The organism is Providencia sp. PROV197 (assembly GCF_028479625.1).
Lineage (GTDB): Bacteria > Pseudomonadota > Gammaproteobacteria > Enterobacterales > Enterobacteriaceae > Providencia > Providencia vermicola.
The window spans coordinates 15992-37387 of sequence record NZ_JAMPNZ010000017.1 but is presented as its reverse complement, the minus strand read 5'-3'; the positions used below and the strand labels follow the sequence as shown (position 1 = coordinate 37387).

The 21396-nt window shown below is 41.9% G+C and carries 20 protein-coding genes; 6 read left to right on the top strand and 14 right to left on the bottom strand.

The annotated features are described in order from the left end of the window. Positions 1-110 precede the first annotated feature (110 nt). From cysK to crr, 4 genes are all read left to right on the top strand, one after another. Positions 111-1064 carry a cysteine synthase A gene (cysK, locus tag PR808_RS09795; RefSeq protein ID WP_206082433.1) on the top strand — a complete coding sequence of 318 codons (954 nt, stop codon included), beginning with the start codon at positions 111-113 and terminating at the stop codon, positions 1062-1064. A gap of 353 nt (positions 1065-1417) precedes the next feature. Continuing rightward, entirely contained in the window at positions 1418-1675 is a 258-nt protein-coding gene (ptsH, locus tag PR808_RS09790; RefSeq protein ID WP_047756382.1) for a phosphocarrier protein Hpr, read from the top strand. 144 nt (positions 1676-1819) lie between these two features. After that, entirely contained in the window at positions 1820-3547 is a 1728-nt protein-coding gene (ptsI, locus tag PR808_RS09785) for a phosphoenolpyruvate-protein phosphotransferase PtsI (RefSeq protein ID WP_206082434.1), read from the top strand. Positions 3548-3595: 48 nt separating this feature from the next. After that, positions 3596-4105, top strand: a complete 510-nt coding sequence (gene crr / locus PR808_RS09780) for a PTS glucose transporter subunit IIA (protein WP_206082435.1) — start codon at positions 3596-3598, stop codon at positions 4103-4105. A gap of 104 nt (positions 4106-4209) precedes the next feature. Here the strand turns inward: crr and cysM are convergent, their stop codons facing one another. The 8 genes from cysM to PR808_RS09740 form a co-directional block, all read right to left on the bottom strand. Beyond that, a complete protein-coding gene (cysM, locus tag PR808_RS09775) occupies positions 4210-5094 on the bottom strand; it encodes a cysteine synthase CysM (RefSeq protein WP_272539202.1) in 885 nt (294 codons plus the stop codon). A 375-nt stretch (positions 5095-5469) separates the two neighbouring features. Beyond that, a complete protein-coding gene (gene cysA / locus PR808_RS09770) occupies positions 5470-6558 on the bottom strand; it encodes a sulfate/thiosulfate ABC transporter ATP-binding protein CysA (protein WP_272539201.1) in 1089 nt (362 codons plus the stop codon). A gap of 2 nt (positions 6559-6560) precedes the next feature. Continuing rightward, complete coding sequence (cysW, locus tag PR808_RS09765) at positions 6561-7421, bottom strand: sulfate/thiosulfate ABC transporter permease CysW (RefSeq protein WP_206082438.1); 861 nt, start codon at positions 7419-7421, stop codon at positions 6561-6563. Next, positions 7421-8251: a sulfate/thiosulfate ABC transporter permease CysT gene (cysT, locus tag PR808_RS09760; protein WP_206082439.1), complete on the bottom strand. Its 831-nt coding sequence runs from the start codon at positions 8249-8251 to the stop codon at positions 7421-7423. Before cysT ends, cysW begins: the two co-directional genes overlap by 1 nt. Then, entirely contained in the window at positions 8251-9273 is a 1023-nt protein-coding gene (locus tag PR808_RS09755) for a sulfate ABC transporter substrate-binding protein (protein ID WP_206082440.1), read from the bottom strand. Before PR808_RS09755 ends, cysT begins: the two co-directional genes overlap by 1 nt. A 238-nt stretch (positions 9274-9511) precedes the next feature. Beyond that, positions 9512-10411, bottom strand: a complete 900-nt coding sequence (locus PR808_RS09750) for a Dyp-type peroxidase (protein WP_206082441.1) — start codon at positions 10409-10411, stop codon at positions 9512-9514. Between the two features lie 248 nt (positions 10412-10659). Further along, on the bottom strand, positions 10660-11265 hold the full coding sequence (locus PR808_RS09745) for an RpoE-regulated lipoprotein (protein WP_272539200.1): 606 nt from the start codon (positions 11263-11265) through the stop codon (positions 10660-10662). 90 nt (positions 11266-11355) lie between these two features. Further along, entirely contained in the window at positions 11356-11787 is a 432-nt protein-coding gene (locus tag PR808_RS09740) for a GNAT family acetyltransferase (protein ID WP_206082443.1), read from the bottom strand. 136 nt (positions 11788-11923) lie between these two features. Between PR808_RS09740 and hemF the strand changes: the two genes are divergently transcribed. Continuing rightward, entirely contained in the window at positions 11924-12841 is a 918-nt protein-coding gene (gene hemF, locus PR808_RS09735) for an oxygen-dependent coproporphyrinogen oxidase (RefSeq protein ID WP_206082444.1), read from the top strand. Between the two features lie 158 nt (positions 12842-12999). Next, positions 13000-14154: a M4 family metallopeptidase gene (locus PR808_RS09730; RefSeq protein WP_206082445.1), complete on the top strand. Its 1155-nt coding sequence runs from the start codon at positions 13000-13002 to the stop codon at positions 14152-14154. A 126-nt stretch (positions 14155-14280) separates the two neighbouring features. Here PR808_RS09730 and rluF read toward each other — a convergent pair whose 3' ends face one another. From rluF to ispG, 6 genes are all read right to left on the bottom strand, one after another. Further along, positions 14281-15156 carry a 23S rRNA pseudouridine(2604) synthase RluF gene (gene rluF / locus PR808_RS09725; RefSeq protein ID WP_206082446.1) on the bottom strand — a complete coding sequence of 292 codons (876 nt, stop codon included), beginning with the start codon at positions 15154-15156 and terminating at the stop codon, positions 14281-14283. 171 nt (positions 15157-15327) lie between these two features. After that, complete coding sequence (gene der / locus PR808_RS09720) at positions 15328-16806, bottom strand: ribosome biogenesis GTPase Der (protein WP_047756428.1); 1479 nt, start codon at positions 16804-16806, stop codon at positions 15328-15330. 129 nt (positions 16807-16935) lie between these two features. Then, the gene (bamB, locus tag PR808_RS09715) at positions 16936-18108 is read right to left on the bottom strand and encodes an outer membrane protein assembly factor BamB (RefSeq protein ID WP_206082447.1); all 1173 of its coding nucleotides are present in this window, start codon (positions 18106-18108) and stop codon (positions 16936-16938) included. 20 nt (positions 18109-18128) lie between these two features. Then, complete coding sequence (locus tag PR808_RS09710) at positions 18129-18752, bottom strand: YfgM family protein (RefSeq protein ID WP_225819008.1); 624 nt, start codon at positions 18750-18752, stop codon at positions 18129-18131. 10 nt (positions 18753-18762) lie between these two features. Next, a complete protein-coding gene (hisS, locus tag PR808_RS09705) occupies positions 18763-20040 on the bottom strand; it encodes a histidine--tRNA ligase (protein WP_206082449.1) in 1278 nt (425 codons plus the stop codon). A 223-nt stretch (positions 20041-20263) separates the two neighbouring features. Next, entirely contained in the window at positions 20264-21382 is a 1119-nt protein-coding gene (gene ispG, locus PR808_RS09700) for a flavodoxin-dependent (E)-4-hydroxy-3-methylbut-2-enyl-diphosphate synthase (protein WP_206082450.1), read from the bottom strand. Positions 21383-21396 lie beyond the last annotated feature (14 nt).

The following is a 21396-nucleotide window of genomic DNA, read 5'->3' as shown; positions in this document are numbered from 1 at the left end:
CTAAATCATATTTGCATTAATCTGTTCTTCACGTATGTTGAATCCATACCCTATTTTATAGTGAACGCCAAATACTGTTTACTGGCTAACCGATTTTAAAAGGATACCCCATGAGCAAAATTTATGAAGATAATTCGTTGACCATTGGCCACACCCCACTTGTTCGTTTAAAACATTTTGGTAATGGCAATATTTTGGCAAAAGTGGAATCTCGTAACCCAAGTTTCAGCGTTAAGTGCCGTATCGGGGCAAACATGATTTGGGATGCAGAGAAAAAAGGTATCCTGAATAAAGACAAAGAGCTAGTAGAGCCAACCAGTGGTAACACGGGGATTGCTCTCGCTTATGTTGCAGCAGCGAGAGGTTACAAATTAACCTTAACGATGCCTGAAACAATGAGTATAGAGCGCCGTAAGCTATTAAAAGCATTAGGCGCTAACCTCGTGCTAACCGAGGGCGCTAAAGGGATGAAAGGGGCGATTGCTAAAGCAGAAGAAATCGTCAATAGCAATCCCAAAAAATATCTTCTGTTACAACAATTTAATAACCCTGCCAACCCTGAGATCCATGAAAAAACCACGGGTCCAGAAATTTGGGAAGACACGGATGGCAATGTCGATGTCATCATCGCAGGCGTTGGTACAGGCGGTACGATTACAGGGATTGCGCGTTACCTGAAAAAGACCAAAGGTAAAGATGTGACCATCGTTGCCGTTGAACCTGAAACTTCTCCAGTGATTACTCAAGCATTAGCAGGTGAAGAAATCAAACCAGGTCCACACAAAATTCAAGGTATCGGCGCAGGTTTTATCCCTGGTAACTTAGACCTCACACTGCTAGATAAAGTGATTCAAATCAGCGATGATGAAGCAATTAAAACTGCACGTGAGTTAATGGAAAAAGAAGGTATTCTCGCAGGGATTTCTTCAGGTGCAGCGATTGCAGCAGCAACAAAAATTGCCGCAGACCCTGCTTACACAAACAAGAATATTGTCGTGATTTTACCGTCTTCTGGTGAGCGTTATCTCTCCACTGTCTTGTTCGCGGATATCTCTGCCGAGTAGCATACTTTCGTTACACAATCGTTAAAAAAGCACCTCAAAGGTGCTTTTTTTGTGGCACGGATCAAAGTTTAGCACGGATAGGGATGATTTCTAATCTGGGGTTTAGTATTAAACATAGTAATTATTTCGCACCTCAAAATTAATCAAATTTTAGTCAAATGAACGTGCCTATTTAGATGTTTTTCGACTAACCTAATCATCGTTATTTTGAGGATGAAAAGTAAAAAGGATTGATACCGCACAAAGTAGGAAACCTTTTTACAAGTTAATAATCTAACTTATACGCAAACCTAGTCTATTTCATCTACAATTGGCTGGGTAATTAAAAAAACTAAAGTTATTGAGGAAATACTATGTTCCAGCAAGAAGTCACTATTACAGCACCAAACGGTTTACATACTCGTCCTGCCGCGCAATTTGTGAAAGAAGCAAAAGCATTCACTTCTGATATTTCTTTGATTTCTGGCGGTAAATCTGCGAGTGCAAAAAGCCTGTTCAAATTACAAACCTTAGGTTTAACGCAAGGTACTGTTGTGACCATCTCCGCAGAAGGCGAAGATGAAAAAGAAGCGGTTGAATATTTAGTTAAACTGATGGGCGAACTGGAATAATTTCGCACGCAAGAGAACGCGTTTCATCGATCTCATTCGCTGTCCCTGAATGATTTCATTCGGGGATATTTGCATAATCAATAAAACGCGCCGCAGTCTCTACAACATCAGAACTCCCAGCACTAACAGCAGTAAGGTAATATTATGATTTCAGGAATTTTAGTATCCCCAGGTTTTGCTTTTGGTCAGGCTTTGATCCTCAAAGAAGACCCTATCGTTGTTAGCACAAAAAAAATCGCAGACGATCAGGTCGAAAAAGAAATTCAACGCTTCATTGAGGGGCGTAATAAATCCGCCGAACAACTTAGTCTCATTAAAGAAAAAGCCGAAAAAAATCTAGGAGCCGAAAAAGCTGAGATTTTTGAAGGTCATATCATGCTGCTGGAAGATGAAGAACTTGAGCAAGAAATTGTCTCTTTAATCAAAGGCGATAAAAAAACAGCGGATGCCGCAGCCTATTCTGTGATTGAAGACCAAGCTCAAGCGCTTGAATCTCTTGATGACGAATACCTTAAAGAGCGCGCGGCTGACGTACGTGACATCGGCAAACGCTTATTAAAGAATATCTTAAATATTCCTATTGTTGATTTAAGCGCTATCAACCAAGAAGTTATTTTAGTTGCCGCTGACTTAACCCCGTCAGAAACCGCGCAATTAAACTTAGATAAAGTCTTAGGCTTTATTACCGATTTAGGTGGCCGTACCTCCCATACTTCCATTATGGCTCGCTCATTGGAGTTACCTGCAATTGTAGGGACTAGCGATGCCACCAGCAAAATTAAAAATGGTGATTTTATTGTCTTAGATGGCGTGAATAATACCATTCACCTGAACCCATCTGATGCAGAAATTGATAAACTCAAAGCATTCCGTGATGACTATCTGCAAGAAAAAGAAGAACTGGCTAAATTAAAAGATTTACCTGCTGTGACTCTCGATGGTCATCAAGTTGAAGTTTGTGCCAATATCGGAACTGTGCGTGATGTCGCAGGTGCTGAACGTAATGGCGCTGAAGGGGTCGGTCTCTATCGTACCGAGTTTTTATTTATGGATAGAGATGCCTTCCCTACCGAAGAAGAGCAATTCCAAGCTTACAAAGCGGTTGCCGAAGCAATGGGCAGCCAAGCCGTTATCGTCCGTACCATGGATATCGGTGGCGATAAAGACCTGCCTTATATGAATTTACCGAAAGAAGAGAACCCATTCCTCGGTTGGCGTGCTATTCGTATTTGTCTTGATCGCAAAGAAATCTTACACTCACAATTAAGGGCTATTTTAAGAGCGTCAAATTTTGGTAAACTGCGTATTATGTTCCCAATGGTTATTTCCGTTGAAGAAGTTCGTGAACTAAAAGCAGAGCTAGAAATGCTAAAAGCTCAGTTACGTGAAGAAGGTAAAGCCTTTGACGAAACAATCGAAGTCGGTGTGATGGTAGAAACCCCAGCTGCCGCTGTGATTGCGCGCCATTTGGCGAAAGAAGTTGATTTCTTTAGTATTGGGACGAACGATCTCACTCAATACACTTTAGCGGTTGACCGTGGTAATGAACTGATTTCTCACCTTTATAACCCAATGTCACCTGCTGTTCTAAACCTTATCAAACAAGTGATCGATGCATCACATGCGGAAGGGAAATGGACAGGCATGTGTGGCGAGTTAGCGGGTGATGAACGTGCAACCTTATTGCTACTAGGCATGGGGCTGGATGAATTTAGTATGAGCGCAATCTCAATTCCGCGTATCAAAAAATTAATTCGCAATGCGAACTTTGCTGATACTCAGGCCTTGGCTGAACAAGCACTTGCTCAACCAACCGCAGATGAATTGATGAAACTTGTAGATACCTTTATCCAAGAAAAAACGTTATGCTAAGAACAGCACATTAGTTCGGTCCCATACAAAACGATTAGGAGAAGGTCCATGGGTCTGTTTGACAAACTGAAATCACTAGTTTCGGAAGACAAAAGTAGCAGTGGCAGTATTGAAATTATCGCCCCATTATCAGGCGAAATCGTCAATATTGAAGATGTTCCAGACGTTGTGTTTGCAGAGAAAATTGTCGGTGACGGTATCGCCATCAAACCTGCTGGCAATAAAATTGTTGCTCCAGTAGACGGTACAATCGGTAAAATATTTGAAACCAACCATGCGTTTTCTATTGAGTCAGACGATGGTATTGAACTGTTTGTTCACTTCGGTATTGATACCGTTGAGCTCAAAGGTGAAGGTTTCAAACGTATCGCTGAAGAAGGCCAAGCTGTCAAAAAAGGCGATTTAGTCATTGAATTTGATTTAGCTTTGTTAGAAGAAAAAGCAAAATCCGTTCTGACCCCCGTTGTGATTTCGAACATGGACGAAATCAAAGAGTTAAATAAACTAACAGGGTCAGTGACAGTGGGTGAAACTGTCATTATGCGTATCAAGAAATAATTACTACGCATAATAACTGAAAAACCATCAGGTTGATAACCTGATGGTTTAATTCATTCTATTGTTTCCTTGTGATAGCCTGACTGCCACCTAAAAACAACGTGTTAAGAACCAAAAACCCCCGTTGATAAATAACGGTCGCCTCTGTCGCAAATAATAGCAACGATCACCGCTCCTGGGTTTTCTTTCGCCACGCGTAAAGCCCCCGATACCGCACCGCCTGAGCTCACTCCACAGAAAATACCTTCAAACCTTGCTAGCGCTCTCATCGTCTCTTCTGCATCTTGCTGATTAACATCCAGTACGCTATCCACTAATTCGCCATCAAAAATCCCAGGAAGATAACCAGGTGACCAGCGGCGAATACCTGGTATTTGGCTTTTTTCGGCAGGCTGTAAGCCGACAATATGTACGTCTTTTGATTGTGATTTCAAATAGCGGCTTACACCTGTAATCGTACCCGTTGTCCCCATACTTGACACAAAATGAGTAATTTTACCGTGCGTTTGTTGCCAAATTTCAGGGCCTGTTGTTTTAAAATGAGCAAGTGGGTTATCTGGGTTATTAAATTGGTCTAATACCTTCCCTTCCCCGTTTTTTTCCATCTCTTTCGCAAGATCTCGCGCCCCTTCCATTCCAATGGTGGTGCTGACCAAAATTAACTCCGCGCCGTAAGCTTGCATCGATGCTTGGCGCTCTTTACTCATATTTTCAGGCATTAACAGCTTTAATTTGTATCCCTTTACCGCAGCAATCATTGCCAGTGCAATACCTGTATTGCCACTTGTGGCTTCAATTAATGTATCACCTGGCTTAATTTCACCACGTTTTTCAGCTTCGCTGATCATGGAAAAAGCCGCTCTGTCTTTTACGGAGCCAGCAGGGTTGTTGCCTTCGAGTTTTACCCAAATTTCAGTATCAATCCCTTGCGTCAAACGCTGAAGTTTTACTAATGGGGTGTGGCCAATAAATTGTTCCAGAGTTGACACTTTCGCATCCTTATAATTTTTATTTATCACTTAGAATTAATAGAAATAAGATATTACCCCAATAAGCCTATGAGTGAACATGAATTCTCTTCATATTATTATTAGAAAAATAGATTATCTTTATTACCCATAATGATATAGCTAATTGATATATTATATTACAATAAGTTTATAGAATTGTCAGCTATATCTCTTATTTTAATGATAAATAAAATACTTATATATCAATTAATTAAAATTAAAATACGACAGGTGAAACCCATTGCCAATAATCAAAGAATGGGCTAGTGGAGGGCGATATACATGGCAAAAATAATAGAAAATAACACCAATAATGTTTAACTTATTGGCGTTATAAATAATGGAAAGCTATATTCACGCGCTTTGTGCTAATTGTGGAAAAACTAATTCAGTATCACCTTGATATATTTTCGCTTCTTGGCTGCCAAGAAAATAGTGTTCACCACGCTTAGGAATTGTCGAATTGGATTGCCAAATCACAGATAATGGGCCATTCCCCCACCCTATCGGTTGTACCGTCAATTGCCAAAAGTGCCCTCTTGGACCTGATTCGGTCACCCTAACTGGCAAACGATGCTGTACATCCACTTCAGGTCTCAATGAAACATCCCATGGGCGTAAAAAGACATCCACCTCACCTTGATGGGCGCTAGTATGATTTAACGAAAATTCGTAACCATCAATCGCTAAGACCGAGCCTTTTATCTGTGCAGAAATCTGATTAACTTCCCCCATAAACTCCAGTACAAAGCGGGTTTCTGGGCGCTGCCAAATATCATTTGGTGTGCCGACCTGCTCAATGTGCCCTTGACTCATGACCACAATTCTATCCGCAACTTCCATAGCTTCTTCTTGGTCATGCGTTACAAACACACTGGTAAATTTAAGCTCATCATGTAATTGACGTAACCAGCGGCGCAGTTCAATACGCACCTGTGCATCTAACGCGCCAAAAGGCTCGTCTAATAGTAAAATTTGCGGGTCAACCGCTAATGCACGCGCTAACGCAACACGCTGTTTTTGCCCACCAGAAAGTTGCGCAGGATAACGCGAAGATAGATGGGCTAATTGCACCATCTCCAGTAATTGCATCACCTTTTGCTTAATCGCTTGGGATGAGGGTCTTTGCTTGCGTGGCAACACCGTTAAACCAAATGCCACATTATCGAATACGGTCATATGGCGAAATAACGCGTAGTGTTGAAAAACAAAACCAACATGTCTGTCTTTCGCATGAATTTGACTCACATCTTGCCCGTGAAAACGTAGTACGCCCCCACTTTGCTGCTCAAGCCCAGCAATAATTCGCAGTAAGGTGGTTTTTCCTGAACCTGAAGGGCCTAATAAGGCCACCATTTCACCCGATGCAATATCCAGTGAAATATCGTTGAGTACTTGGGTTTTCCCAAAGAACTTGCCGATTTTTTCAATTTCAATACTCATGTTTAATGGACTCCTGATTCAGACTGCTGACGACTTAAATGCCACTGCAATGCGCTTTTAAGAATTAGCGTAATAATGGCCATGAGCGCAAGAATAGCCGCAGCAGTAAATGCACCGACCGTGTTATAGTCCTGATGCAATAATTCAACTTGTAACGGTAACGTATAAGTTTCACCGCGAATAGCACCTGAAACGACGGATACCGCACCAAACTCACCAATCGCCCTCGCGTTGGTTAACACAACACCGTATAACAGCGCCCAGCGAATATTTGGTAATGTGACGCGCCAAAACATTTTCCAGCCTGATGCACCAAGCAATACCGCAGCTTCATCTTCTTGGCTGCCTTGGCTTAGCATCAATGGAACCAACTCTCTCACCACAAATGGACAAGTCACAAATATGGTGACTAATGCCATACCTGGCCATGAAAACATCACTTGAATATCAAAACCTTCAAGCCATCCACCAAGCCAACTGTTTGAACCATAAAACAGTAGATATAATAGCCCCGCTACCACAGGTGAAACCGCAAAAGGGATATCCACTAGTGTGAGTAATAATTGCCGCCCTGGGAATTGAAAGCGTGTCACCAACCACGCCATCATCGTGCCAAAAATCAAATTAACAGGAACCGTGATCAACGCAATTAATACAGTTAATCCAATCGCATGAAGCATATCTGGGTTAGATAAATTAAGTAGAACTTCACCAACCCCTTTTTGAAACGCCGTAATAAAAATCCAAATAATGGGGATCACCAGCAATAAGATGGCAAAGAAAACACCTGCAGCGATGAGAAACCATTTACCCCAATTAACGGGTGACCGTTGGGCGGTTTGTAGCGGAGTGATTTGCGCCATTATTTCCCCCCCAGTCGCTTACCAAAACGACTTTGTACTAAATTAACGCTGAATAACAAGAGTAGTGAAACCGCTAAAATAACCGATGCAACCGCACTTGCCGCAGGGTAATCAAATTGCTGTAATTGACTGAAAATCATTAAAGAAACCACTTCTGTTTGCCAAGCAATATTTCCTGCGATAAAGATAATTGCACCAAATTCACCTAGGCTACGTGTGAATGACAAAACGGTTCCTGCAAGCAATGCAGGGGAAAGCTCTGGCATGATCACACGACGGAAAGTTTGCCAGCGACTGGCTCCCAGTGTTTGTGCCGCCTCTTCATATTCTGGCCCCAGTTCTTCCAATACAGGCTGAACGGTACGCACAACAAAAGGGATACTGGTAAATGCCATAGCAACAGCAATCCCCAGCCAAGTATTCACGACTTTGATATCAAACTGGTGGAGATATTGGCCATACCAACCTGATGTCGCAAACAAGGTAGCCAATGTTAACCCTGCTACTGCGGTTGGCAATGCAAAGGGTAAGTCGACTAAACCGTCTAATAATGTTCTGCCTGGAAAGCGATAGCGCGTTAAAATCCATGCCAATAACAGGCCAAATACCGCATTAAATAAGCTTGCCACTAAAGCAGACAATAATGTCACTTTATAAGCTGCAACCACTTGTGGATAGCTAATCACCGACCAATATTGTTGCCATGTCATCTCCGACAGTTGGATCACTAACGCACTCATGGGTAGCAGCAAAATCAAACAGGTATAAAATAAGCTGCTACCCAACGTCAGGCCAAAGCCTGGCAAAAATCGCTTCCCAGATTGATTCATTAACGGCGCCCTTGTGCCATTAGTTCGTCAAACTCTCCTCCCGTTGAGAAATGTATATCCATGACTTTTGGCCAGCTCTCAAATTGGGATTCAACGGTAAATAATTTTGTTTCTGGGAATTTGCTTTTGTTCGCTTCCATCACCGCTTTGTCATTTACACGGTAATTAAAGTTAGTAATAATTTCCTGCGCTTGCGGGCTGTATAAATAATTTAAATAGGCTTTAGCGACATCTTCCGTACCATTTTTTTGCACATTTTTATCCACCCAAGCCACTGGAAACTCCGCCAGAATATCCACTGGTGGCACAATAACTTCATAATCGGATTCACCGTATTGTGAACGGATATTGTTAACTTCGGATTCAAAACTTATCAGTACATCCCCAAGACCACGCTCAATAAATGAGGTTGTCGCACCACGACCGCCTGTATCAAACACTTCCACATTTTTGAGGAACTGTTTCATCTGTTCGCGTGTTTTTGCTGTATCCCCTTTATTTTCTTGGTTAAATGCTCCCCAAGCGGCAAGGTAGGTATAACGGCCATTTCCAGATGTTTTAGGATTTGGAAAAATTAATTTCACATCACTGCGGACAAGGTCATCCCACGTTTTAATCCCTTTCGGATTATCTTTACGCACTAAAAAAGCCATTGTGGAATAGTAGGGTGAGCTGTTATTCGGTAAGCGAGACTGCCAATCTACAGGGATCAAATTCCCTTTATCATGCAAAATTTGTACATCAGTCACTTGGTTATAGGTCACCACATCTGCTCTTAACCCCTGCAAAATCGCCAGGGCTTGTTTTGATGAGCCAGCATGCGACTGCTTGATAGTTAATTTGTCATCGGGGTGAGCCTCATTCCATTGTTTTTCAAACGTTGGATTCAACGCTACAAACAATTCACGAGCAATATCATATGAACTGTTAAGGAGTTCAGCAGCGAATAGGTGCGGACTTCCTAACAAAGACACGGTCGCTAAGCTGGCTAAAGCTGTTTTCTTAAAAAAAGTTGTTTTCATGTCATTCCCATTCGTCACTAAACCAAAATATCTGTATGACTCCACTGTAGCGGTTTTGGTTATAACTGGATAGCTATCAATCAATTTTTTATATATCAAATTGGAATAACAAAGAAATAGAGGAAATAAGCACTAAAATATTATTAGCTATCAAAGAGTTAAACACATGAAACCTGTTCAATGATGGAAGTAAAACTAAAGAAAAGGAAATCGCCGCATCCGTGCGGCAAGGAGTCATCTATAATGCAAGCAATGTTTCAATTGAAGGTGCGTAGTAATAGCTACCAGAAACCGCTTTAGTCATACGTAGAAGATCATCGTATTTACCGTCTTTTTCACCGAACATACTTAACAGTTGCTGTTCAATATTGTGTAATTTTGCACAATAGGCGATGAAAAATAGCCCGTGCTTACCGCTTGCTGTACCATATGGCAAGCTATGGCGCATCACTTCAAGCTCTTCACCGTCTTCTTCAATCACTACACGAGAAACGTGGGAAGTGATGTTTCGTGCATCTTCATCCAGTTCGACGCTATCTTTCTTCGTGCGGCCAATCATTTTTTCTTGTTCATGTTCAGAAAAACGATCCCACTTTCTTAAATCGTGCTCATAGCGTTGAACTAAAACGTAGCTTCCGCCTTTATCATTTCCTTCATCAATAAGAGTGACTTCAGCGATCTCTTCACCTTGTGGATTTTCAGTACCATCAATAAAGCCGCTTAAATCACGATCGTCAACCCAACGGAAACCATGAATTTCTTCAACTACGTTGATAGACTTACCAAATGCTTTCAATGCCGCTTGCGCTAAAGAAAAGTTGATATCATGACGCAGGGATTGAATATGAATGAACATATCTCGTTGAGTTGCAGGTGCTAAACCTTTACCTAAAGGCCGAAATGGCTTTAATTCAGGTGCACTATCTGCACGCCCCATTTGCTTCCACGCATCAGAGCCGAATGCAATCACTGCACCAAGGCGATCATCTGGGTATTGTGCTTGTAATTTTGTTAAAGCATCGATAAAGTTTTTGCAACCCGCTTTCACTTCATCCAGCGAACCTTCTTGCATCAATGCTTCAATAAAAATACCGAAACGACTATGTTCTTTCAAAATACCACTTTGAGAATGAGACATACGGTAAACCTCGTAATATGAATATGTTATCTAACCTATCTGTTATCTAGGACGATATCGCTATCCTACCTTATCGTCATGTTCTTCACCTTGTTTTAACGCAAGGCTTTATAGGTTTCGTTCTCTATTATAAGAAAGATAATTTAACAAAGGGGAAATTTCTTTAAGAAACTTAGTAGAAAAAATACCTGAGAGATAAAAAAATACCGTAAATGATTTAGCCACTTACGGCATTTTTAGAAAAAAGATTATTTATGCCAAAGGATTTGAGATATTTCCCACTCTTTTAGGTCGTTATCTGATGGCATTAAATCCTCAGGCCCCTGCCATTTACCTGTAAAACGATACACCACTTGGCTAGATTGTGGCGAATTACATTCCACGGTAGGGACGTTGTCTATGCGCTCACCTACCCCACAGACACCAAAGGCTTTTTCATAAATATCGCTAAATGGTGTACCAATTTTTGGCCCCCATTCCGTCACCACATTCGGATCACTCACCACAATCCGTGAAACATAACCATGCTCAGGGCCAATAATTTCAACTTTGACTTTATCGTCATCAATACCTTGAAAAACCGTGACGACCTCGCCATTTTCCATTTGCATCCCATTACGGATGGAATAACGGTCATTCAGTTGTTGTTTAATGGTATCAGCCTGCATGGGTGTAAAATTAGTCACTTGTCCAAGACCAGAACTGGACACCATTAGTGGGCTACTAAACCATGTTGATGGCGAAAAAACTTTGAACCCGGCACAGCCAGATAACATTAATACCGTACCTAAAAGGGAAACTTTTAATACTGGGGCAAGCCATGTCTGGCTATTTAGATTTGCATGTTGGGACATATCATCCTCTTTAATTCGTCGCATAATGCATATTGTGACAATCTATTTGCCGAAACATTCAAACCAATGAACCAACAAATAGCAATTAACTTAGAAATCCGTTTCGTGGGTTAATTTTTTCGAGTAAATCAGGCGTTCAGGTTGTTCTTCTTCATACTGCATTTTTTCAAACATATAGATAGCAGCATCAAATTCTTCACTCACTAATAATTCTATTCTACCGCATCCACGGGCAATCAATTTCTTTTCGAGACGACTCACTAACGCATTTGCAATGCCACGACCACGGTAATCAGGGTGTACGGCAAGATAAACGGCGGTGCCACGAATACCATCATAACCGCCCATAATAGTGCCGACCACTTCCCCAGTTACTTCAGCAACTAAAAACAAGTCTGCACCACATTGTAATTTACGTTCGATGTCGAGTTCAGGATCGCCTGAAAATTCATTAAGAGAACAGCGCTCCCATAATGTCAGCACCTCTTCATAATCACCTTGGCGGAAGATCCGTATTTCCATAACATTTGCCCGTTTAAACTAATCTTCCTGCCATTATCACTGGTTTTACAACACAATCAATATTCAATATGCCTTTTTTAGCTTAAAGGAGTATACTTTAAGCATTATTTTTTCCCTTTGGTTTTATTAAAAAACAATGAATTACCCTGATATTGATCGTGTAAAAACCTATTTGCAAAACTTACAAGAGACTATTTGCAAAAAAATCACTGAGCTAGATGGTAAGGAAACCTTTCTAGAACAAACATGGGAGCGCGCTGAAGGCGGTGGTGGTCGTAGCCGTGTTTTAACAAATGGCGCCCTCTTCGAACAAGCTGGTGTAAACTTTTCGCACATAAAAGGCGAGCAACTTCCAACCTCAGCATCAGCACACCGTCCTGAACTTGCTGGTCGTAGCTACCAAGCCATGGGAGTTTCGCTTGTTATTCACCCATTAAACCCGTATATACCAACCACTCACGCCAATGTGCGCTTTTTTATGGCGGAAAAAGAGGGAGAAGCCCCTGTTTGGTGGTTTGGTGGCGGGTTTGATTTAACGCCATATTATGGTTTTACTGAGGATGTTGTTCATTGGCATACTGTTGCACGCGACTTATGTCTCCCCTTTGGTGAAGATGTTTACCCAAAATACAAGCATTGGTGCGATGAATATTTCTTTTTAAAACATAGAAATGAGCCTAGAGGTATTGGCGGTTTATTCTATGACGATCTCAATCAGGGTGGTTTCGAGCACTGTTTCAACTTTACCCAAGCTGTTGGCGATGGTTTTTTACACGCTTATGTGCCAATTGTTGAAAAACGAAGAAACTATTCATGGGCTGAACAAGAGAGGCAGTTTCAGTTATATCGTCGTGGCCGCTATGTAGAATTTAACCTTGTTTGGGATAGAGGTACATTATTTGGTTTACAAAGTGGTGGTCGAACTGAATCAATTTTAATGTCAATGCCTCCACTTGTTCGCTGGGAGTATGACTATCATCCTGAACCAAATAGTCCTGAAGAAAAGCTCTATACTGACTTTTTAATTTCAGGTAAAGAGTGGTTATCACCATAATTAATAATATTCACTTATAGAGAAAGGTAGAAAAATTATATTTTACCTTTCTAACAAAATGCAGCAGTCATTAACTTAGTTCCTTAGATATCATATAGTTACAATTAAAACATAACCGATTATGATTCCATCTCACCCAATTGAAATGGAGTTATATCATGAGTCATATCCTTGCCCGTTCATTATTATCCCCATGTTTAGTTTCTAATCTCATCACTGAAAATGATTCGGCTGAGCTGAAATCAACACTGATACATATCAATGATATGATGACCCGTGTCTATACCGATGAAGAAGTCCAACGCCAACGTAACTTGCTATCCCATTGTAAAACGAGTGCTGATAGTCACTATAAGCGTGTTATTCGCGATGCCCAACAACTTGTTGCACACAGCAGCCACACACACTCTGATCTCCCAATTTGCCAACTAGATGAACTGTCAGATGATGAGCACATGCTCTATGACGACTATAAAGTTGTAATGAGCGAAGGGGATGCCAAAGCGCCATCAAAACCTGCAGGGCATGTTTTTGATTCCATCGGGACTATTCGTACATTTTTTAAGGAGAAATTAAATATTGGTCAAATGTTTGGCTGTGCTGCTAATATCAATGCGATTATTCATTTTGGAACAAACTACTCCAATGCATTCTGGGATTCTCAAGCTATTTTCTTTGGGGATGGAGATGGAAAAACTTTTGGCCCATTCTACAATGACATTGACATAATCGCACACGAACTGGCTCATGGCTACATTAGCTCAGAAGCTAACTTTAACTATATTTTTCAATCTGGTGCACTTAATGAATCTGTCGCTGACGTTATTGGTATCATGGTCAAGCAATACGTCAACAATGAAAGTGCCACCACATCCAACTGGCTACTCGGGGAAAACCTTTTCATTAATAAAGTGAAAGCACCTGCTCTTCGTTCTATGTCTAAACCTGGCACTGCCTATTATTTTTCAAAATACAATAAAGACCCACAAGTTGCTCATATGCAAGATTACAAGGACTTACCTTATACCGTTGATAACGGAGGAGTACATATCAATTCAGGTATTCCAAATCGTGCATTCTATTTATTAGCCACTGAGTTAGGTGGGAATACTTGGGATGTTGCAGGGAAAATATGGATCGCAACCGTTTCTGATCCTGTGATTACGGCAAAGTCTAACTTCAAACAGTTTGCAACAGCCACAGTGAATAATGCACGTAAGCTATTTGGCGAAAAAGTTGCCTTACAAACACAAAAGAGCTGGGAAGATGTTGGTCTGATACTCGATAATAATGAATCGCTCACAGCACAGTAACGCATTAAAATACAGTTAGTTACCCATTAGTTTTACGTTATTTACATAAAAAGGCCGATGTTTAAGCGAATTCAATGCCCAATATTCAGCCTTATATTGCAGTCTATTTTTAACTAAGCCCACACGTTAACGTTTTTTCTTTTTACGACCTGGTTGTGTAAATTTTTTACGTGTAGGGTTTTCTGGTTTTGCCTTGGGTTTACTCCCTACGTTTTGCTTCGCCCCATTATTGCTCTTACTACTTGCTTGTGCTTTTTGTATTTTTTTTGGCTTAATATCTGATTCTGATTTCTCCATCATATCAAATAGTTCGATAAGCTCATCATCGGTTAAATCCCGCCATTCACCTACAGGTATTCCTGCTAGTCCCACATTCATAATACGAATACGTTCAAGCTTAGTCACTTCAAAACCAAAGTGCTCGCACATACGGCGAATTTGACGGTTAAGCCCTTGCACAAGGGTAATACGAAAAACAAATGGTGCTTCTTTTTTGACCTTACACTTTTTGGTCATTGTCCCTAAGATAGGAACACCTGCCCCCATGCCACGGATAAACTCATCGGTAACAGGTTTGTTGACCGTCACAAGGTACTCTTTCTCATGGGAGTTACCCGCACGCAAAATTTTATTAACCAGGTCCCCATGGTTGGTCAAAAAAATCAGCCCTTGAGAATCTTTATCTAATCGCCCAATCGGGAAAATACGCGTACTGTGATTCACATAATCAACAATATTATCTTTCTCACCACTTTCTGTGGTACTGACGATCCCCACGGGTTTATTGAGGGCAATAAGAATTAAGTCATCTTCATTACGCGGCTCAATCAATTGACCATTCACCTTGACCACATCACCTGCAAAAACTTGGTCACCAATACCTGCGCGTTTCCCATTAATAAATACATTACCTTGCTCAATATAACGGTCAGCTTCGCGCCTTGAGCAAATACCACTTTCGCTAATATATTTGTTTAGACGCGTAGAAGAACGAGTATCCATAAATTCCCTCAATCATTTATGCCCCGCCGACGCCATGATTATGCGTTATTGGCCACACGGGTTTGCGCTTTAATCGCTAAATTTGTCAAAAAGTAATATAACAAAAAGCCGTAACAGGTTGATGTGTTACGGCTTTAACGTCCATTAAGGCTAAAATGCCTTAATGACAGACTAACGTTTTTTCAAATGCTGCATCAAACGCTTACGCTTACGTAATTGTGTTGCTGTCAGCTTATTTTTCTTATCCGCATAAGGGTTTTCACCCTCTTTAAACAGAATACGGATTGGTGTTCCCATTACTTGTAATGAACGGCGGAAATAGTTCATCAAATAACGTTTATAGCTGTCTGGTAAATCAGATACTTGGTTCCCGTGGATCACTACAATTGGTGGGTTATGCCCCCCTGCGTGAGCATACTTCATTTTCACGCGACGGCCACGGATCAACGGCGGTTGATGCTCATCTTCTGCCATTTTCATGATACGGGTCAGTAGCGCGGTACCAACACGACGAGTTGCGGATTCATACGCTTCTTGAACAGATTCAAATAAATTACCCACACCACTGCCATGTAGCGCAGAAATAAAGTGAATACGCGCAAAATCAACAAAACCCAGACGCAGTTCAAGCATATCCTTTACATGTTCACGATCTTCAGGCTTCATGCCATCCCATTTGTTGACCGCAATCACCAATGAACGTCCCGCATTCAAGATAAAGCCCAGTAAAGACAAATCTTGGTCAGAAATACCTTCACGTGCATCAATGACTAATAAAACGACGTTAGCATCTTCAATGGCCTGCAAGGTTTTGATGACAGAGAATTTTTCAACCGTTTCCGTCACTTTTCCGCGCTTACGTACACCAGCCGTATCAATGAGAATATATTCGCGCTCATCGCGTTCCATTGGGATATAGATACTATCACGCGTAGTGCCAGGCATGTCGAATACAACCACACGTTCTTCACCTAAAATACGGTTTGTTAACGTTGATTTACCGACATTTGGGCGACCAACAATGGCTAATTTAATTGGTAACGTTGTTGGGTCAAAATCATCTTCTTCGTCTTCTGCGAGCTCACCTTCGGCTTCTAACGCCGCCCAATAAGCCGCATTTTCCTCTTCTTCCGTTAACTCAACGTCTTCTTCATCTTCACCAATAAACGGTTTCAATGATTGTTCGATTAATTGAGTGACACCACGTCCATGGGATGCCGCAATGGGATGGATTTCACCTAAGCCAAGAGAATAAAAATCACCAATTGCCGTGGTAACATCAATACCATCCGTTTTATTGGCAACTAAATAGGTTTTTTTCTTACGGCTACGTAAGTGTTTAGCGATGCCTTCATCCGCAGGCATTAAGCCTGAGCGAGCATCTACCATAAAGAGTACGATGTCTGCTTCTTCAATGGCTTGCAAGGACTGCGCCGCCATGTGTGTTTCCACACCTTCTTCAGTCCCATCGATACCCCCCGTGTCGATAATAATGAATTCATGCCCTTCAACTTCAGCACGCCCATATTTACGGTCACGAGTCAGACCAGGAAAGTCCGCTACTAATGCGTCACGGGTACGGGTTAAACGGTTAAATAACGTGGATTTTCCTACGTTTGGACGCCCTACCAGCGCTACGACGGGTATCATTCTTAGATGCCTCACAACTTTAATTAACTAAGGAATTCTGAGGCTTAAACTCAGAAAACAAAAAAACGAAACGGCTCCTGTTATCAGGAACCGTTTATTTTATCGGTAAAATGGCGGTTTGTCAGGAAATTAACGCGTTAACAGATAAACTGTTCCGTTTTTCGCCTGAACCATCAGCTTATCACTCGCCACAACAGGTCGAGCATGAATACCAGAGCTATTCAATTTGTTTTGTGCAACAAAGCCGCCAGTGTTCATATCTAACCAGTGTAAATAACCTTCTTTATCACCAACAACGAGGTAGCCATTATACATTTCTGGTGCAGATAACCCACGGTTTAGCAGCTCTTCTTGCGTCCACAGAGTCACGCCATCACTTTTACGCACAGATAATACACGATCATTTTGGTCTACCAGGTATAAGTTTTCACCCGATAAAACCATGTTATTCACAGAACCTAATTCGCGTTTCCACAGAATTTGGCCAGAGCGCATATCTAACGCAGCTAATGTGCCGTTATAGGCAATTGCATACACTTTACCATCATCAATGATTGGCGACATGTCCACATCATTCAAACGACCGATTTCAGTTGAGCTGGTCACTTGTGAAATACGTTGCTGCCAAATCAGCTGGCCTTGAGATAATAAGACAGCACTGACACGACCGTTATCACCACCCACAATTGCGGCGCCAAAGGCCACTGCTGGCGCTGATTCACCACGTAAAGACAGTGATGGCGTATCCATATTCACGGTCCATTTAATTTCACCGCTGTTTACATCTAGCGCCTGCAACTGGCCATTACTGGTGTGAATCATCACTAAGTCGTTACTAACGGTTGGCTTAGATAGCGCTTCACCAGCAACTTCTACATCCCAAACAACTTGGCCATCTTCTTTGTTCAACGCAATCACAGTGCCACGTTCGGTACCAATAAAGATTTTGTCACCATCGATAGTTAAACCACCAGACAGTAGCGCAGACAAATTAGCAGAAAGGAAGCCTGTACGCTTTGAGAGATCAACAGACCAAATTTCTTTGCCACTATCGAGCTCAAGTGCTTTTACTAAACCTTTACGATCAGCCGCGTAGACAGCTGAACCATCCCAAGCTGGCGCTAATTCAGAGTAAAATTGTTCAACACCATTACCAACAGATTTATCCCAAACAATTGATGGAGTGAATTGATTCTCAACCTGTGGAAGTGGCGCCATAATGATAGAATCAGTTTCGCTGGAACAACCGGCAAGTAAAGCTGAAGCGACTAGGCCTATCAAAAGAGTTTTGCGCAACTGCATGTTTGTCGTTTCCTTTCTTCTTATGAATTAGATACGTTGTTCAATTTCAGAGTCAAAATACCTCTAAGAGATTGAGAACCTTCACTTTCTAACCCCTGTGCGTAAGCAGCTTTCGCGCCTGCTTTATCGCCCTTATGGAGTAGAGCATCACCACGGACATCCTGTGCCGTTGCTTGCCATGACTTACCTTTAATGTTCGCGACAGAAGCAATTGCCGCATCAGCATTACCTTGTGCAAGCTGTACACGCGCTAAGCGCAAGTTGATAAGATCTTGCATTTCAACCGTTTTCGCTTTAGCCAGAGCATTGCTTAATGCCGTTTGAGCGTTCGCTAAATCACCTTTATCGACAGCGATTTGTGCGAGTTCCAGCCCCATCATGGCACTGTAAACATCATCCGTTTCAGCTGCAAATTTTTGTGCAGCAATCACACCTTGCTCTGAACCTGAGCGTAATTGGGTGTTGATGGTTTCATATTTCTGCGCGCTTTCTTGCAGGACATTGACTTTATGAGACTGCCAATAGTTCCAACCGAAGACCCCACCCACACCAATGACGAGACCAATGACTAATGGCGCGCCATAATTCGCGAAAAAGCGTTTAATCGCGTCAACTTGATCATTTTCGTTTGTATAGACTTCCACTTGTCTCTCCTTAACCTAATAGCTCAGTGATACGTGATGCCATTAGTTGCTGTGAAATAGTTTCTTGCGCGCCAGTCCGTAAATCTTTTAGGGTAACTTGGCTATGATTAATTTCATCTTCCCCCAAGATCAGGGCAATTTTTGCGCCTTGTTTGTCGGCTCTTGCTAACTGTTTCTTGAAGTTTCCACCACCGTGGTTAGTCATTAACCGCAGTGTAGGTAATTCGTCACGTACTTTTTCTGCAACCAGCAGCGCAGCTTGTTGGCTGTTATCGCCAAAAGAGGCCAAATAGACATCAGCAACTGAAGTGTCTGCCGTAAATTCAGGGTTCACTTCCTGAACTAATAACACCATGCGCTCCATGCCCATCGCAAAGCCAACCGCAGGTGTTCCACGACCACCCAGTTGTTCAACTAAGCCATCATAACGACCACCCGCACACACAGTACCTTGTGAGCCTAACGCTGTCGTTACCCACTCAAAAACGGTGCGATTATAGTAGTCAAGACCACGGACTAAACGCTGGTTAACGCGATATTTAACCCCCGCATTATCCAATAATTTGCATAAGCCATCAAAGTGCTCACGTGATTCGACATCAAGGTAGTCAAACAGTTCCGGTGCATCATTCAATAAAGCTTGAATATCTTGATTTTTGGAATCTAAAACGCGTAATGGATTGGTATACATACGGCGTTTACAATCTTCATCCAATTTATCTTTGTGCTGTTCTAAGAATGCAACGAGTGCTTCGCGGTAATTGGCACGCGCCTCTAAAGAACCAATAGAGTTCAGTTCTAGAGTGACATGCTCGCTAATCCCGAGTGCTTTCCACCAGCGCGCGGTCATTAAAATGACTTCAGCATCGATATCTGGCCCTGCTAAGCCAAACACTTCTGCACCTAATTGGTGAAATTGACGGTAACGGCCTTTTTGTGGGCGCTCATAGCGAAACATTGGTCCTAAATACCATAAACGCTGTTCCTGATTGTACAGCAGGCCATGCTCAATACCCGCACGGACGCAGCCAGCGGTATTTTCAGGGCGTAATGTCAGACTTTCTTCGTTACGGTCATTGAAGGTATACATTTCTTTTTCAACAACATCCGTCACTTCACCAATCGCTCTGCGAAATAGCGGGGTCTGCTCTACAATCGGGGTACGTATTTCACTAAAACCATAACCCTGTAAAATATTTTTTAATGTTGCTTCGATTTTCTGCCATACACGTGTATCAGCTGGCAAGTAATCATTCATGCCTCGAATGGCTTGGATATTTTTTCCCACTTTCTTTCTCTATTTTCAGAATGACATTAGTTTGATTATAAGAGCGAAATATCATCAGGTTCAATCAACAAACAGCAAATCCTGATACGAATCGAGATTTATCCGTGGATTTGCACAGTACTTGACCAATTTCAACTGCAAACACAGATAATAATTTGAATTGTGCACTAAAAATTTCAAGCTACAACAGATAACTGTGTAGCTTGAAATGACATGAGCAAATTTAGCTTTTTAAATTAATCTCAATTCGGTTACTTTCGTCCATCATGGCAGCTTTAGCACGAATCTTCGCTTCTAACTGGTCGATAATTTTATCATTATCAAAACGTTCTTTTTGGCGCTTGCCATCTTCATAAAAACCGCTTTTGGTTTTTGCGCCTGCTACACCTAACGTTGACACTTCAGCCTCACCTGGGCCATTAACCACACAGCCAATAATCGAGACATCCATCGGTGTAATCAGGTCTTCTAAACGCTGTTCAAGTTCATTCACCGTACCAATCACGTCAAATTCTTGGCGTGAACAGGTTGGACAAGCAATAAAGTTTATGCCACGAGAACGAATACGCAGTGATTTTAGGATATCAAACCCAACTTTAATTTCTTCGACAGGATCCGCTGCTAATGAAATACGCAAGGTGTCGCCAATTCCTTCTGACAGTAACATGCCAAGGCCAATCGCGGATTTAACTGAACCCGCACGCGCGCCCCCCGCTTCGGTGATCCCTAAATGCAGCGGCTGGTCGATTTTATTTGCCAGTAAGCGGTATGAGCCAACGGCCAAAAATACGTCGGAGGCTTTAACGCTGACTTTAAACTGATCGAAATTCAGTCTATCCAAGATATCAACATGACGCATCGCGGATTCGACTAACGCTTCAGGCGTTGGCTCACGATATTTTTCTTGAATATCTTTTTCCAATGAACCGCCATTCACACCAATACGAATAGGAATGCCATAATGGCGAGCACAATCAACAACTTGGCGAATACGTTCTTCACTACCGATGTTGCCAGGGTTAATCCGTAAGCAATCCACGCCATATTCAGCAACTTTCAACGCGATGCGATAATCAAAGTGAATATCTGCCACTAATGGCAAGTTAACTTGCTGTTTAATCAGTTTAAAGGCTTCCGCAGCGTCCATCGTCGGAACAGAAACACGCACAATATCAGCACCTACACGTTCGAGGGCTTTAATTTGGCGGACAGTGGCTTCGACATCAGTAGTGCGGGTATTCGTCATTGACTGAACAGCGATGGGGGCACCGTCGCCTATTGGCACGCTACCTACATTGATACGGGTGGATTTGCGTCTTTTTATCGGTGATTCGTTATGCATTTTTCTTTAATTCT

Excerpts from the sequence above, each read along its gene's own strand:
- cysT (WP_206082439.1), bottom strand. The coding sequence starts at position 8,251 with ATGAATCAATCTGGGAAGCGATTTTTGCCAGGCTTTGGCCTGACGTTG.
- cysW (WP_206082438.1), bottom strand. The coding sequence starts at position 7,421 with ATGGCGCAAATCACTCCGCTACAAACCGCCCAACGGTCACCCGTTAAT.
- ptsI (WP_206082434.1), top strand. The coding sequence starts at position 1,820 with ATGATTTCAGGAATTTTAGTATCCCCAGGTTTTGCTTTTGGTCAGGCT.
- cysA (WP_272539201.1), bottom strand. The coding sequence starts at position 6,558 with ATGAGTATTGAAATTGAAAAAATCGGCAAGTTCTTTGGGAAAACCCAA.
- crr (WP_206082435.1), top strand. The coding sequence starts at position 3,596 with ATGGGTCTGTTTGACAAACTGAAATCACTAGTTTCGGAAGACAAAAGT.
- hemF (WP_206082444.1), top strand. The coding sequence starts at position 11,924 with ATGAATTACCCTGATATTGATCGTGTAAAAACCTATTTGCAAAACTTA.
- PR808_RS09745 (WP_272539200.1), bottom strand. The coding sequence starts at position 11,265 with ATGTCCCAACATGCAAATCTAAATAGCCAGACATGGCTTGCCCCAGTA.
- PR808_RS09755 (WP_206082440.1), bottom strand. The coding sequence starts at position 9,273 with ATGAAAACAACTTTTTTTAAGAAAACAGCTTTAGCCAGCTTAGCGACC.
- cysK (WP_206082433.1), top strand. The coding sequence starts at position 111 with ATGAGCAAAATTTATGAAGATAATTCGTTGACCATTGGCCACACCCCA.
- bamB (WP_206082447.1), bottom strand. The coding sequence starts at position 18,108 with ATGCAGTTGCGCAAAACTCTTTTGATAGGCCTAGTCGCTTCAGCTTTA.
- rluF (WP_206082446.1), bottom strand. The coding sequence starts at position 15,156 with ATGGATACTCGTTCTTCTACGCGTCTAAACAAATATATTAGCGAAAGT.
- PR808_RS09730 (WP_206082445.1), top strand. The coding sequence starts at position 13,000 with ATGAGTCATATCCTTGCCCGTTCATTATTATCCCCATGTTTAGTTTCT.
- ispG (WP_206082450.1), bottom strand. The coding sequence starts at position 21,382 with ATGCATAACGAATCACCGATAAAAAGACGCAAATCCACCCGTATCAAT.
- PR808_RS09750 (WP_206082441.1), bottom strand. The coding sequence starts at position 10,411 with ATGTCTCATTCTCAAAGTGGTATTTTGAAAGAACATAGTCGTTTCGGT.
- der (WP_047756428.1), bottom strand. The coding sequence starts at position 16,806 with ATGATACCCGTCGTAGCGCTGGTAGGGCGTCCAAACGTAGGAAAATCC.
- PR808_RS09740 (WP_206082443.1), bottom strand. The coding sequence starts at position 11,787 with ATGGAAATACGGATCTTCCGCCAAGGTGATTATGAAGAGGTGCTGACA.
- ptsH (WP_047756382.1), top strand. The coding sequence starts at position 1,418 with ATGTTCCAGCAAGAAGTCACTATTACAGCACCAAACGGTTTACATACT.